The organism is Flavobacterium sp. LC2016-01 (assembly GCF_009711135.1).
Classification (GTDB): domain Bacteria; phylum Bacteroidota; class Bacteroidia; order Flavobacteriales; family Flavobacteriaceae; genus Flavobacterium.
Genome location: NZ_WMIC01000006.1, coordinates 1 through 15,343, shown reverse-complemented (window position 1 = coordinate 15,343; position 15,343 = coordinate 1). Strand labels below are relative to the sequence as shown.

The 15,343-nt window shown below is 37.3% G+C and carries 6 protein-coding genes; 1 reads left to right on the top strand and 5 read right to left on the bottom strand.

Annotation, left to right across the window (positions count from 1 at the left end; genetic code table 11):
- Positions 1–12: 12 nt before the first annotated feature.
- The 5 genes from GKZ88_RS13210 to GKZ88_RS13190 form a co-directional block, all read right to left on the bottom strand.
- The gene (locus tag GKZ88_RS13210) at positions 13–1,998 is read right to left on the bottom strand and encodes an ATP-binding protein (protein ID WP_155102837.1); all 1,986 of its coding nucleotides are present in this window, start codon (positions 1,996–1,998) and stop codon (positions 13–15) included.
- Between the two features lie 263 nt (positions 1,999–2,261).
- Positions 2,262–3,680: a TolC family protein gene (locus tag GKZ88_RS13205; protein WP_155102836.1), complete on the bottom strand. Its 1,419-nt coding sequence runs from the start codon at positions 3,678–3,680 to the stop codon at positions 2,262–2,264.
- Positions 3,661–5,016 carry a biotin/lipoyl-binding protein gene (locus GKZ88_RS13200; RefSeq protein WP_155102835.1) on the bottom strand — a complete coding sequence of 452 codons (1,356 nt, stop codon included), beginning with the start codon at positions 5,014–5,016 and terminating at the stop codon, positions 3,661–3,663. The genes GKZ88_RS13205 and GKZ88_RS13200 overlap by 20 nt, the downstream gene beginning before the upstream one ends.
- Before the next feature lie 2 nt (positions 5,017–5,018).
- The gene (locus GKZ88_RS13195; protein ID WP_155102834.1) at positions 5,019–6,674 is read right to left on the bottom strand and encodes an ATP-binding cassette domain-containing protein; all 1,656 of its coding nucleotides are present in this window, start codon (positions 6,672–6,674) and stop codon (positions 5,019–5,021) included.
- 102 nt (positions 6,675–6,776) lie between these two features.
- Positions 6,777–7,112 (bottom strand): hypothetical protein, encoded by a 336-nt coding sequence (locus GKZ88_RS13190; RefSeq protein WP_230392520.1) that lies wholly within the window; start codon positions 7,110–7,112, stop codon positions 6,777–6,779.
- A 552-nt stretch (positions 7,113–7,664) separates the two neighbouring features.
- On the opposite strand from GKZ88_RS13190, the gene GKZ88_RS13185 reads away from it, so the two are divergent.
- The coding region (locus GKZ88_RS13185) for a DUF11 domain-containing protein (RefSeq protein WP_155102832.1) at positions 7,665–15,343 on the top strand (7,679 nt) is incomplete at its 3' end.

Genomic DNA, 15,343 nt, shown 5'->3' with positions numbered 1-15,343 from the left:
ATTTCTTTGGTATCAAAGCTCCTTTAAGATTTTAACGGTCTCTTCAATCCCACATTGTACAATGTTTATTTTATCGGCAGTTTCTGAAGTAAATTCACCTAATGAAGCTTCTTCTTCAACAATATTTAAACAATTCGTAAGATCTGTCAGCATGAAAATATCTAAACTGGCTTTCATATTGTGCGCCAGTTTTTTTGTAGTATCATGATCGTTATTTTTAAATGCTTCGATTAATTGTTCTGTCTGACTCGGAATTTTTTCTAGAAAAAGATGTATCATTTCTTTTCTAAAATTCAAATCACCGCAGGCCATTTCGTCTAAAATAGAAAAATCAATAATTCTCTTTTTTGCCTGTTCAGGATCTTTGCTCATTACCGCTTTTATCGCTTTTAAAAGTGCTGGCTGTTTAAAAGGTTTTGGCACATAAGCATCCATTCCAACTTTATAACAGCGTTCTTGTTCACCTACAAGCGAGTGCGCGGTCATTGCGATAATTGGAATATTCAATTTCATTTCATTTCTGATATATTCTGTTGTCTGGTAACCGTCTTTAACCGGCATCTGCAGATCCATCAGAATTAAATCATATTTATTTTGTGATAGAAGTTCAATTCCTTCTTCGCCATTTTCGGCAATATCCAATTCGAAACCAAAATTATGAATCACGCTTCGCACTAATTTTTGGTTTAAAACATTGTCTTCGCAAAGCAATATTTTTAAAGTGCCGAGTTCATTTTTTGATAAAGGTTTTACAGTCGATGCTACCGCAGATGTTTTTTTGTACGAAATGACAAAGAAAAATTCTGAACCTCTTCCCTCCTTGCTTTTTACCTCAATTTTAGCATTTTGCAATTCAACTAATTGTTTTACAATATTTAGCCCGAGTCCGGTACCGCCAAATCTTCGTGTTGTACTTTCTTCTGCTTGAGTAAAACGTTCAAAAATAGTTTTCAGTTTAGCTTCTGGAATACCAATTCCGGTATCTTTAACCGAAAATCGCAATGCATAATGATCATCGGTTTCCTCCACTTTTTTTACTGAAACCGTAACATCGCCATCATGCGTAAACTTAAGTGCATTGCCAATCAAGTTCACCAAAATCTGATTCAAACGCACTTGATCGCCTACAACAGTGTCTGGCATATCGGCATCTAAAAAAAGATTGAATTCTACTTCTTTTGGAACTTTTACTTTTAATAAATTATAGACATGTTTCAATGTCTTTTTTAAATTAAATGGTTCTGCATCAATGGTCAAATTTCCAGATTCAATTTTAGAAAGATCCAGAATATCATTTACAATCAAAAGTAGATTTTCACCTGCAATCTGAACACTGTCAATGTAATCGCGCTGTGTTTCATCGAGTTCTGTCTGTGCCAAAAGATCAGTAAAACCAATAATTGCATTTAATGGCGTTCTGATTTCGTGACTCATATTGGCCAAGAAACTGTCTTTGGCAAAAACGGCTCTTTCGGCAATTTTTTTCTGCGCCGCTAATTCAATATTTTTTGTTTGAATTTCTAACTGATTTATTACGTGTTTTGCAATAATCGAAAGTGCATTTCGCTGATTTTCATCTAATGTTTTAGTGACATGATCTATCGCACAGATGGTTCCAATATTAAAACCGTCTGGTGTTGTAAGAGGCACTCCAGCGTAAAATCTTACTTTGAAACCGCCAGTAACATTAGGATCGTCTTTTAAACGTTCATTCAAAAAAGTATCGTTAATTTCGACCAATTTTGATTCCATTATAGTGTATTTGCAAAAACTGATTTCTCGCGGTACTTCTGAAACTCCTATTCCAATTTCAGATTTAAACCATTGCCTGCTTTCATCTATAAACGAAATATGAGCAATGGGAACGCCGCAGATATAGGAAACAAGTTTTGTTGCGTCATCAAAAGCATGATCAGGAAGAGAATCTAATATATTATAACGTTTTAAGGCTGCTAAACGTTCAAATTCGTTGTCTGGAATTGGGTTTTCTATGCTCATTTAGTAAGTGGTAAAAGCCGATAAAGATAAAGCATTTCAGCCAAAACTCCGCATAAATTGTGGTAAGATGACTATTTTAATAAGCCCGAAGATGACGCAGATCAAACGGATTTTCACTGATATTATATAAAAATCCGTTTGATCTGCGTCATCTGTGTGCCATATACAAAACTTAATCATCCTTAAAAACAAAAACAGCAGTAAAAAATTACTGCTGTTTTCTTCAATATAACCAACAACTAAGTAACCAAACAAACTTATTTTTAATCTGGGTTTGCCAGTATTTTATATAATTCAGCGTTTGAAATATAGAACTGATTCTCGATGCTGATTTGCGACAATTTTGCACTTACCAGATTATTTTCTCTGGAATTAATCAGGAAAATAGAGCTTTCTCCGAATGAAAACAGTTTTTCTTCTGAAGTCAGCATCGTCAAATAGTCTTTTACAAGATTATCGATCACCTTTTTTTGTCTTTTTAAAGACGCTATTTCTGTCTGCTGTGCTTTAATTTTATTTTTAAGTTCCAGTTTTTGCTGTTCAATATCAAACCGAATATCCTGAATTTTAAATTTTGCCAATTTTAAGCTTCCTCTCTCCTTTCTCAAGAAAATCGGAATACTGAAATCGACATTGAACTTATAATCATCGGCATTAAAAGAACTGAAGTAAGAAGGCTCCGAAATATAATTGTAACCGACATTTAACTTTGGAAGCAATGAATTTGCCTTTAGTTTCCTGTTGATTTCCAGCATATCCATTTTAGTTTCTAAAGCCTGAAGTTTGGGATGTGATTCCAGACTTTCAACACTTACCATCATGGCATCAGTTTTTAATGTTGTTTCCAATGTTTGAATCAGGTTTTCTTCTGGCTTGACCATTTCATCTAATTCAACCGGAACATTTTCAATCCATAAATAATTGGACAGATACAATTTTGCTTTAGCTAATTTCAGATTTCCATTTTCAACATTCAACTGTCTGTTTCGCACTGTAATTCCGGCTTCAACACTATCAATTGCCGGAGCGTCGCCTAATTCAATCAGTTTTTTTACGCCTGCAAAACGAGTGCTTGCAAAACCTAAATATCGGTTGTAAAGCGCTGCTTCGTTATAGCTTTTTCTCCATTCAAAATACGCTTCGCTGGCTTTGTATAAAACTTCAATCGCTTTCAGTTTTCGTTGTGCATCACTCAATTTCAGCTGTAATTTCCCTTCCCTGACATCGGCCATTCGCTGATTGATGAACATTCCCTGTCCTAAAGCAACACTTACGCCAAGAGAAGTCAAACCTGCTTCAGGAGTTTTGTTCTGCGGATTAAAGTATTGCCCGTCAGTATCATCAAAACCAGCTTTTATTTCGATTCCGTACCAAGTCGGGATTTTAAAACTGCTGTTTAAAAGCGAATAATATTCGGTTCCTTTAAATTCTTTTTTGCTGTAATCGACTTCTATTTTTGGATCAAATCCACCGCGCGCCACCATAAGCGCCGCCTGAGCAATACTGATTTCAAGATTGGCCTGTTTTACCAGTGGATGATATTTTTTTACATATCCTAAAAATTCGTCATAACTTAATTCTTCTTTATTAAAATCCTGACTGTACGAAACAGAAAATCCGAATAAAAACAAGAGAAAAAATAGTCTTGCAACGTATTTCAAATTATTTTTTGTCTTTGCCATATTTTGCCTCTTTTTCATCTGCCTTGTAATAATTTGGCGGAAAACCATTTAGGTTTCGCCATACTTCATACCATACAGAAACCGTTTCTAATAAAGCAATACTTTGTGCTCCTGCTCCAATACTCAATTCTTTTGGCCATTTATTATCTTCGCCGTCTGGTGAAATAAGCACTCTGTATTTTCCATTGGAACTGATAAAATTTTCAATTGCCACGATTCGTCCGCCATAAGTACCATAAGATAATCCCGGCCATCCTGAAAAGACGATTCTTGGCCAACCGTCAAACCATACACGAACTTTTGCACCGCGATGTACTAAGGGCAAATCGATTGGATCAACGTAGGTTTCAACCGCAATATCATAACTTGACGGCATGATGCTCACAATTGGAGTTCCTTCTTTAATAGTTTCGCCAAGACCGGCCAATAAAGCACGGTTTACATAACCGCTTTGTGGTGCAGTGATATAGTATAAACCATTTCTAAGTCGGTAATTTGTATACTGATTTTCTAACTTATTTACCTGAGCTTCTGTATCATATTGCGTACTTAAAGCTGTGAATTTATCGCTTGCTGATTTCGAAATTTTCTCAGCATATTCAGCCGAAATTCGGTTAATTTCTACTCTTGCGTTTATCAATTCGTTTTTACTGCTTAAAAGTTTATTTTGCTGTGTGATGATATACGCTTCAGATTCCTGAAGTTTCAATCTTTTTTGTTCAACATCTGTCATTGGTTTCAAACCTTCTTTATTCAAAGCGGTCGAACGGTCAAATTGTGTTTTGGCAATTCGCAATTGCGTTTTCACAGCCTCAAGATCCATACTGTCACTTTTGATTTTCAGCTGTGACTGTTTTATTTTATTTTGAGCCTGTTGCAGTTTCAATTCCCTTTCTGTACTAAGCGATTTCGCCTGAACTTCAAGAGAATTTACTTTATCGCCATACGAAGCAACTGCCATTTTTTTGGCATCAACCTGCTGTTTTGTATTGCCAACAAGATTTGGATCCAAATAATCTTCTTTTACTTCAGAAATAAAAACAATGGTATCGCCTTTTTTCACATAATCACCTTCCTGCACGTACCATTTTTCGATTCTTCCGGCAATCGCATTGTGTACTGTCTGTGGTCTTTGGTCTGGTTTTAATGTGGTAACCGAACCGCTTCCTGAAATATTCTGCGTCCAAGGAAGAAAAAGACATCCAACAGAAAACAATAAAAATCCGATTATGACTCTGTTTAAAATTTTATAATGAGGTCTTCGGGCAACGTTTGTAATAGACGTGTACTTTCCCGGAGTTATAAGTATATTATTATCTTTAGATATATTGAGCATGGTTATAGCTTTATGTCGTTAATAATTTTTCCGTCGTCAATCGTTATCATACGGTCGCATTTGTTCTTCCAAATATCATTTTTAGAAGTTACGATTACCGTCCAGTCATTTTCTTCAGAAAGTAAAAAATCAACAATTTTTCCTGATGTCAGTTCGTCCATTTTATCAACTGGATCTTCAAGGAATAATATATTAGGTCTATGAACGATACTTCTGGCAAGCAATATTTTTTGGATATCTGAAGCCGAAAGTTCATGCCCGCCCGGATGAACCTGATGTTCCAAACCGTTAGGGAACGTTTTAATATCTGGTGTCAAACCAACGCTGTCTAAAGCCCATTTTAGATCATCATTATTTAATGCTTCATTACCAAAAAGAATATTCTCTCGAATTGTACCTGCAAAAAGTGTATCACCTTGTAAATAAGTACCAGACTGTGCTCTGTAACTGTCTTCATCGAGACGATTCATAAAAGTATCTGTCACATACATTGCGCCGCTTTCTGGCTCGAGCAATCCTGCAAGCAATCGAAGCAGTGTACTTTTTCCGGCACCGTTCGTTCCGCGTAATATTATTTTTTCGCTCTGATTGACTTTCAGGTTGATATTTTTGAGCGATTTTTTATTGTGATCTGGATAATTATAAGCAACACTTTCGGTTTCGATTGTAATTCCGCCTTCATTTATTGCTGATTTTTCGGGAATACATGCAGTTTCCATATCGGTAACCTGTCCAATTTTTTCTACAGAAGTTAAAACATCATAGAAAGATTCCAGTCCGAAAATGATTTTTTCTACTGAATTGATCAGCAACACGATAACAATTTCAGCTGCTACAAACTGCCCAATGTTCATTTGATGATGAATTACCAGAAAACCACCAATTGATAATAAGGCAGCCGTAACAATAACTTTAAAAATAGTAAGCTGAATGTATTGCTTTTTCATAACCTGAAAATGCTTTTCACGGTTATCTACATATTGTGTTACATAGCCGTCATTACGCTTCAATGCGTATTCAAAACCGCCTTTTCTGCGAAAGCTTTCTCGGTTTCTGGCAATTTCCTGAATCCAGGCCGCCACTTTATATTTGAATTTTGATTCGTTAAGACTCGTTTCAAGACCATCTTTATATGAAAATTTGAAAATGATATATAAAATAGCTATAAACAAAAGCCCGATTACCATAAAGAAAGAATGGTATAATACTAACAAAATGATACCCAGACCAACCTGCAGAAAAGCAGTACAAAAGTCAAGAAGCAGTTTTGCTGTTCCTTTTTGAACCATTAAAGTGTCGAAAAAACGGTTTGCTTTTTCGGGAGCATATTCAGAATACATTTCTTTGAATTTGATCAAAGGCATTCTGTACGCGAATTCAAAAGAGGAACGCACAAAAATTCGCTGCTGCAGGTTCTCCACAATTCGGAGCTGCAGAATAGTCAAAATACCGCCAAAACCAACTCCGATTGTTACCAGAATTACTAAGACAATCCAAGAAACACTCAGCTGTCCGCTTTGAATAAAATTGATAATAGCCTGAATTCCCAAAGGAAGAGAAAGGTTTACTAAACCGGCAAATGCGGCGTAAAATATAATTTGATATACATCGCGCTTATCTAGTGTAAGCAGGTTGTAAAAACGTTTAAAAGGTGTCATGAATTTATGTATAAATATTACATTAATAGATAATTATTAACATACGAAAAAACTTATACTAGGGATTTAGTACATAATTTTTTGCATCAGAAAAAATACTATTTATGCAATGTTTTGGGGAGGACGCAAATGAATTTTGCCATGAAATCCAAAAGAAAAAATTGGATTATTGATATATTTATTGCCTTTAGCATTAACCTGAAAATACAGATGGGCTATTGAGGAATCAAAAGGAATTATATATTCGAATAATGGAATCCCTTTAGCTTGTTTTGTTGTTTTTGATTCTTTTGTCTCGTAATCATCTAATTCTTCAGAGATTCTGTCACATTTGAATATTTTTTTTAAGAAATTGCAAGTTATTCCTTTTACAGAATGCTGTTCAGTGTTGTTATTTACAATTCTTGCAAATGTTCCAGAAAAATTAATACTGTTCATTAAAAAGTACCCGATCAGCAACGCATGAATGCATTTACAAAAGATACTATTTTTAATTTTACTCAACATTTTTCTATTCTTAATAAGGGCGCAAGTTAGAACGAAATTTTCGGCGCTACATTAAAATAACATTAGAATTGAGTTTGTGTCTGTTATTTTTTTCTTAAAGAAAATGGGGGCCTTTTTAAACTCCTTTAATTGCATTTTTCTTCTGAAGTTTTTTCCCTTTTTACATAATTATAGAAATATTCATAACACCTTTTTATATTTCGATTTGTTAAAAAATAAGCCTTATACAGACTTTAATTTACATAAGACCTTCATTAATAGCTCATTTTCATGTTGCAATATCTAATTTATTGTTTCATTTTATAACTTGAAACATTAAAAATCCCCATCTCACTTCTACTTTTTATAACTTTGAGAATCCCACCCATACATTTCAATCGCAACCTGCAAATCACACAACGCAATAGTTAATTCATACAATGTAATTATTAATTTAAGACGGTTTTAAAGTCATTTCTGCCGCCTTTAAAATTCTGATTGCTTATGCCACAATTTTACTTATATCCTGCGGTTATTAATTTTTCTAAAAAACTGTATTTAGCAATTATTCTAATAATTTTAAGTACAATAGGCGCAAATGCTCAAAACTGTACTGTAAATGCAGGAGTGCTCAACACTACTATTTGTGAAACTGATGCTTTAGTTTTGACAGGGAATAGTCCAAGCCCGATTATTGGTACAGTTTTATGGACTCAGATATCTGGACCTGCTGTTGTTATCAATTCTCCAAACAGCCCAAGTACAAGTATATCAGGATATACTGGAGGAAATACTTATATATTTAGATACAGTGCCACTTGTGGAGACGGAGTTTTGTCATATCAAGATAAGGTAGTCAATGTCAAACCAATAACAATTGCTAATGCAGGAGGCAATATTACAAGCTGTCCTAACAATAATGGTACATTAGCGATTATTGGGAACGCTCCTCAAAATACTGGAGAAACTGGTTATTGGGAAATAGTTGGCGCAAATAATTCCGGTGTTGTAATTAATTTTCCAAATTCAGCAACCTCAACTATAACTTTGCCAGCTACGAGCTGCGGGGTTACGACACTTCAATGGGTTATTGAAGGGCCAGAATTTGCACCTGGACAGCGCTGCCGAACCACATCGCAGATTACTGTTACCAATTATGGAGGATTTAAACCCGTGACAGCTGGACCAGATCAGACTTTAAGCAATTGTTATACTACAACTCAGTCAACAAATCTTATCGGATCTTATGGCGGATGTGGCCTTAATGGACAAAACGGCCAATGGACTTTTGTTTCAGGACCTAATACGCCAACTATAGCTAATCCGAATTCAAATAATACAGGAATTTCAAATTTAGTTGAAGGAACTTACACTTTCAGATGGACTGTAACCGGTGCTTGTGCATCTGGCAATGATTTAGTTGTAATTACCGTACCACCGGCAACGCAAGATGTAACACAGCTGCCAGGCGGAGACGAAAATATATATTTTTGTGACAATACTATAAATCAGGTTACGCTTGTTGCACAAACTCCTTTATATGCCGGTGAAACTGTCGCTTGGTCACAAATCGAGGGAGATACGGGAGCCGTAATTGTTTCGCCTACAAACCCAACCACATTAGTCACTAATATTTCGTCATCAGGAGGTCCTTACCGATTCCGTTATACACTTACCAATAACAATACAGGCTGTATTTTCACTAAAGATTATGTTGTACAGTACAATGGGCCAACGCGAACGATTGTTGCGAATAATGGAAATGATATTGTAGGAAGCTGTAATGCAACTGTATTTACAATTCCGCTTGCCGTTACCGGAACAGGATCTAATCAATACCGAATTGTTAGTGGCCCAGCACTTTCACCATTAGGGCCATTCCCGACCGCACTACAAGATACAGGAAATTCACTGACATTAACACTGACTGCACCTGGCGATTATACTGTTGAATTTATTCGTAAACAAACTGGAGCATTAACGGTAGAATGTGATTACGGTTTTGACACTATAAATGTTTTGGTTTCTGGTGAGCCTACACCTTCTAACGCCGGAACTGACGTTAGCTTGCCTTGCGGTGATACTCAAACTATTCTTTCCGGCGTCAATACCGATGTCGGCTTGCATTTTTGGAGTCAGCTCAGCGGTCCAAATACGGCCATAGTAGCAGATAATTTTGCAGTTGACACACAAGTGAGCGGCCTTATTTCTGGTACTTACGTTTTTCAATACATAACGAAAGGTGGTGGTGCGACGTGCGGATTCTCAGTTTCTACAGTAACTGTATATGTTTCTGACAGTACAATTAGTAACGTTAATGCCGGTCAAGATCAAATAATCTGTACCAATTTACAGTTACATCTTGCCGCAATTGAACCAGATCCGGGCGAAATTGGAACTTGGAGTCAAGTTTCAGGACCAGATCCTATCACATTTTCAAATGTGAATGATCCCAATGCTGTTGCAAGTGGTTTTCTGACTCCTTCATCAACATATGAACTACAATGGTCAGTTTCCTATTTACATCCAGGACCCTCCTGTGGATCGGCAGTTACAGATAATCTAATCATACAAACAAGCAATCTTCTTGCTCCCACACCATCGGATGCAGGACCAGATGCTTGCTATACTTCTGGAACAACAACTTTTAACCTTAGCGGTAATACAACAGCACCTACTGAATTTGGAACATGGACAGTACAGCCATCAGCCGGAGTTATTATTGACGATGAAAATGATCCTAATACTGCAGTAACAGTTCCCGGAAACGGAACCTACGTATTTACGTGGACAATTGCTGCAAGACTTAGGACTTGTCTTCCTAGCGAAAGCAGTGTCTCTGTAACCGTAGCAGAAACACCTCCAGCAGCTAATGCAGGCCCTGATCAGGAAATTTGCGGTAATACTATAACAATGGCTGCAACACAAAGTGGAGGATCTATAGGCACATGGACTCGAATTTCAGGTGTTGGAAATTATACAATTAGCGATATACATGATCCCAATGCTGTCTTTACCTTTAATTACAGTGGTTATTATATTTTTAGATGGACAGTTGATGCCAACATTTGCGGTCAAGCATTTGATGATGTTAATTTAACCATTGGAATTCCACCTCATCAGGCAGTGGCTGGACCAGATCAAAATGTATGTAATAATAATACAGTTACAATGGCTGGAAGTACATACGACAGTTTTTTTGAACTGGGACAATGGTCAGTACTTACAGGCGCTCCAAATCAGCCTACAATTGTTAATCCTTCTGATCCTAATACTGTAATTAACGGTCTTATTGCGGGTACTTATACATTTAGATGGACCGTAACCGCAAAAAGCATCTTTTTGTGTCAAGGTACTTTTGATGATGTAGTAGTAACTGTAGACACACCTGCTGAAGCAGGTACTAACCAAACCTATTGTGATGTTACCAGCGTACAGCTTATGGCAGGTGAAAACTCACAAGGAACGTGGACACTAACAAGCACTACTGGAAATCCAAATGATGTTACCATCACCCAACCTAAAGTTAATAGTTATATTGCAAATGCAACTGTCGTACCTGGTAATGATTATGTTTTTACTTTTACAACCATTCCCACCACATTTCCAAATGGTACTACTTGCGCTGGAACGTCAGATTCTGTAAATATTACAATTTTTAGCGGTGCAAGCATCGATCCAAATGCAGGACCTGATCAGACTTTATGTATTAGTGATGTTTCAGGAACTACAGCTATGAGCGGAAACGTTCCTCCTCCAGATGTGACTGTGGCCGAATGGAGATTTGTCTATCAGCCAGCAGGAAGTGTTGCTGTTATTGACACTCCTACAGCGCCATTAACTACTGTTTCAAATCTGACTGTTCCCGGACTTTATATTCTTGAATGGGTATTTGAAAGTAATACTTGTAGACCACTTTCTGACATTGTACGTATTGAAATGAATGCACCACCAAGTACAGCAAATGCAGGACCTGATGATACAGTCGCTTGTCAGACAACTTATAAAACGGCTGCTGTACCACCAACAGTTGGTATTGGAACTTGGACTATTACAGCGCAGCCTGCGGGCTCAAGTGCTGTAATTGACAATCCTAACAGTCCAGTTACTACATTATCAAACGTAGAAATAGGCACTTACACCTTAACGTGGACGGTTACAAATGGGCCTTTTACTAATCCTTCTTTATGCCAGCCATCTTCAGATACTGTTGATATAATCTTTAATGATACACCGCCGTCTATTGCAGATGCGGGACCAGATCAGGAGCAGTGTAATGTAACAAGTGTTACGATGAATGCTGTACCTGTAACATCGGGTATAGGAACATGGACTCAAGTTTCTGGGCCAAATACCGCGAATATAGCTTCGCCAAATACTGAAAACTCTTTAATGTTTAATCTTATTCCGGGAACATATGAGTTTCTTTGGACCACTACCACATTAAATTTAAATGGCTGTACTTCTCAAGATTCAGTAATCGTAACGATATATCAAAATCCATCAACTGCTGATGCAGGACCAAATCAAATTGTTCCTCAATTCTCACCTATCAATCTAAATGCTGTTGCACCAACTATAGGCACTGGAACCTGGACACAAACTGGAGGACCAAGTACAATAGGTTTCACAGATCCTACAAGTCCAACTACAGCTGTTACCGGAACTATTCCTGGTATTTACACCCTGCAATGGAATATTAGTAACGGAAACTGTGCTATTTCAACAGACACTATGAACCTTACAATACTTGCAGTTGCAGATCTCGAATTAAATAAAACAGTTACACCAACAACAGGAAGTGTTGGCGATATCGTAACCTTCAATATAGATGTCTTTAACAACAACAATGCACAAGGCGGCACAGTAACAGCAACTAATGTTGCCGTAAGAGATCATATCCCTGTAGGATTTGTGATTGTTCCGGGGTCCGTTAACTCGGCAGGACAATATAATGTTGGAGATAATACAATTACTTGGACTGGACTGACTATTCCAAGCGGCAGTACATTACATTTGACTTTTAAAGCTACAATTCGAGCTGGTGGACCGTATGTGAATTCTGCAGAAGTTATTGGTTCAGATCAATTTGACCCTGACAGTACACCAAATAATGGTATTGCAACAGAAGATGATCAGGACGATGCAGCTGTAGTTTTAGATGTGGCCGACTTATCACTTCAAAAAACAGTTTCGCCTACTTCGGTCAGTATTAATGATAATGTAATTTTCACCATTAGAGTCACCAATAGCGGACCTAGCAACGCAACAGGAATAACGGTTTCAGACCATCTTCCGCCGGGATATACTTATGTAAGTGATAATGGAGCTGGAAAATACAATAACACTACCGGTATTTGGAATCTTGGCAATCTTAATAATGGAAACTCTCTTGCTTTACAAATTACTGCAAAAGTTAATGTAGCTGCTACTGCTAATTATGTCAATACTGCTGAAATACAAACCGCGCATCAATTTGATCCTGATAGTACGCCAGGCAATGGATTACCTGAAGATGATAAAGCAAGTGCAAATATAACTTTAAAATCAGCTGATTTAGAACTGACCAAAACCGTTACACCCACAAGTGGTGCTTCAGGAGATCAAGTAGAATTTACACTCGCTCTTCTCAACAAGGGTCCCGGAAATGCAACAGGAATTAGTGTACAAGATATTATTCCTGAAGGATTTACTTTAATTCCGGGGTCAGTATCAAATGGAGGATTTTATAATATTGCCAATACAACCCTCACTTGGCAAAATTTAGCCTTGGCAAATGGAGCGACCTTAAATTTAACTTTTAGGGCCATTGTAAATCAATTGGGCGGTTATCTAAACATTGCGCAAATAACAGCCAGTGATCTTAATGATCCAGACAGTACTCCTAATAATGATGATGGCGACCAAAGTGAAGATGATGAAAGCAATGCTCCTTTTACTTTTATCGGCCCAACTGCAGATTTATCCCTAACTAAAAATGTGGTTACCGGAAATACAAGCCCTGTGGTTGGAAGTCAAGTTTCTTTTGAACTCGTTATCAAGAATGATGGGCCAAATAATGCGACCGGAATTCAGGTTACCGATTTGCTTCCATCTGGCTATCAATTTGTAAATTTCAGTTCATCTGCAGGTCTTTATAACGAAACTACAGGAATATGGAATGTCGGAACTGTTGATATTGGAGTTTCTGAATCTCTAATTATTGATGCCAAAGTACTTCCTACGGGTGACTATTTAAATATTGCACAAGTAACAGCAAGCAATCTTCCCGACCCCGACAGTGCACCAAATAATGACGATGGAGATCAGAGTGAGGACGATGAAGATAGTGTTTTGCTAACGCCTGTTCAGCCACTTGCTGATTTATCTTTAACAAAAACGGTAAGTAATACTGCACCATTAGTGGGTTCAATAGTGACTTTTAAAATTATAACCACTAACAATGGACCTCAAGATGCTTCATTTGTTACTGTTACTGATTTGCTCCCATCTGGTTATACTTTTTTCAACTTTAATGCCACCAGCGGTACTTATGACAGCACTACGGGTATATGGTCATTGGATATTCTAAGAAACACCGAATCCGAAACCTTACAAATAAATGCATATGTAAACGCTGTTGGAGATTATACTAATATAGTTGAAATCACAAACAGCGATACAATAGATCCAGACTCAACTCCAAATAATGGTGTTGCAACCGAGGATGATTATGCAACTGCAACAACAGTTCCTGTTCAGCAATCTTCAGATTTGTCTCTTACTAAATCGGTGAATAATACAACTCCAATTGTTGGATCCGAAGTTACTTTTGAAATTATTGTTACCAATAATGGCCCTCAAGATAATAATGGTGTTCAGGTAACTGATTTGCTTCCGTCAGGTTATACATTTACTGGATATAGAATATCTACCGGTACTTATGATTCGGCTACAGGTATTTGGAATGTTGGGAATTTAGTCAATGGAAATTCTCAAACACTTCAATTGCTGGCTACTGTTAATCCTACCGGAAATTATACAAACACTACAGAAGTAACTGCAAGTGATCTTTCAGATCCTGATTCAACGCCTAATAATCAAGTTACAACTGAAGATGATTATGCCGAAGTTTCAACGGTTCCAGTCCCTCCATCAGCTGATTTATCAGTTACCAAAACTGTAAATAACGCAACACCATTAGTAGGTTCGCAAGTAACTTTTAGTGTTCAGGTAAGCAATGCAGGCCCTCAGGCAACATCTGGAGTGGCTGTTACTGATTTACTTCCATCAGGATATACTTATGTTTCATACAGTGCAACTGCAGGAAATTATGATTCGGTAACAGGATTATGGACTGTAGGCGCTTTATTGAACGGTGCTTCGCAAACTTTACAATTAACAGCAACTGTAAATCCTTCTGGTGTATATCTTAATTTTGCTGAAGTAACGGCAAGTGATTTACCAGATCCTGATTCAACTCCGAATAACGTTGTCACTACCGAAGATGATTATGCAGAAGTTACGACTGCTCCAATTCTGCAATCAGCTGATTTATCAATTACTAAAACTGTAAATAATACTGCACCTCTTGTTGGTTCGCAGGTAACTTTCAGTGTACAAGTGAGCAATGCAGGACCTCAGGACACGAATGGAGTAACGGTAACCGATTTGCTTCCGTCTGGATATACGTATGTTTCATACAGTGCAACCGCCGGAAGTTATGATTCGGCAACAGGATTATGGGCTGTTGGAAGTTTATTAAACGGCGCTTCTCATACTTTACAGTTAACGGCAACTGTAAACCCTGCTGGAGATTATCTTAATTTTGCTGAAGTAACGGCAAGCGATTTACCAGATCCTGATTCAACTCCGAATAATGTTGTCACTACCGAAGATGATTATGCAGAAGTTGCGACTGCTCCAATTCTGCAATCAGCTGATTTATCAATTACTAAAACTGTAAATAATACTGTACCTCTTGTTGGTTCGCAGGTAACTTTCAGTGTACAAGTGAGCAATGCAGGACCTCAGGACACAAATGGAGTAACGGTAACCGATTTGCTTCCGTCTGGATATACGTATGTTTCATACAGTGCTACTTCTGGAAATTATGATTCTGCAACAGGATTATGGACTGTAGGCGCTTTATTGAACGGTGCTTCGCAAACTTTACAATTAACAGCAACTGTAAATCCTTCTGG

Bases quoted from the DNA above. Each gene is read 5' to 3' on its own strand.
- GKZ88_RS13200 (WP_155102835.1), bottom strand. From the start codon at position 5,016: ATGCTCAATATATCTAAAGATAATAATATACTTATAACTCCGGGAAAG.
- GKZ88_RS13210 (WP_155102837.1), bottom strand. From the start codon at position 1,998: ATGAGCATAGAAAACCCAATTCCAGACAACGAATTTGAACGTTTAGCA.
- GKZ88_RS13195 (WP_155102834.1), bottom strand. From the start codon at position 6,674: ATGACACCTTTTAAACGTTTTTACAACCTGCTTACACTAGATAAGCGC.
- GKZ88_RS13205 (WP_155102836.1), bottom strand. From the start codon at position 3,680: ATGGCAAAGACAAAAAATAATTTGAAATACGTTGCAAGACTATTTTTT.
- GKZ88_RS13190 (WP_230392520.1), bottom strand. From the start codon at position 7,112: ATGAACAGTATTAATTTTTCTGGAACATTTGCAAGAATTGTAAATAAC.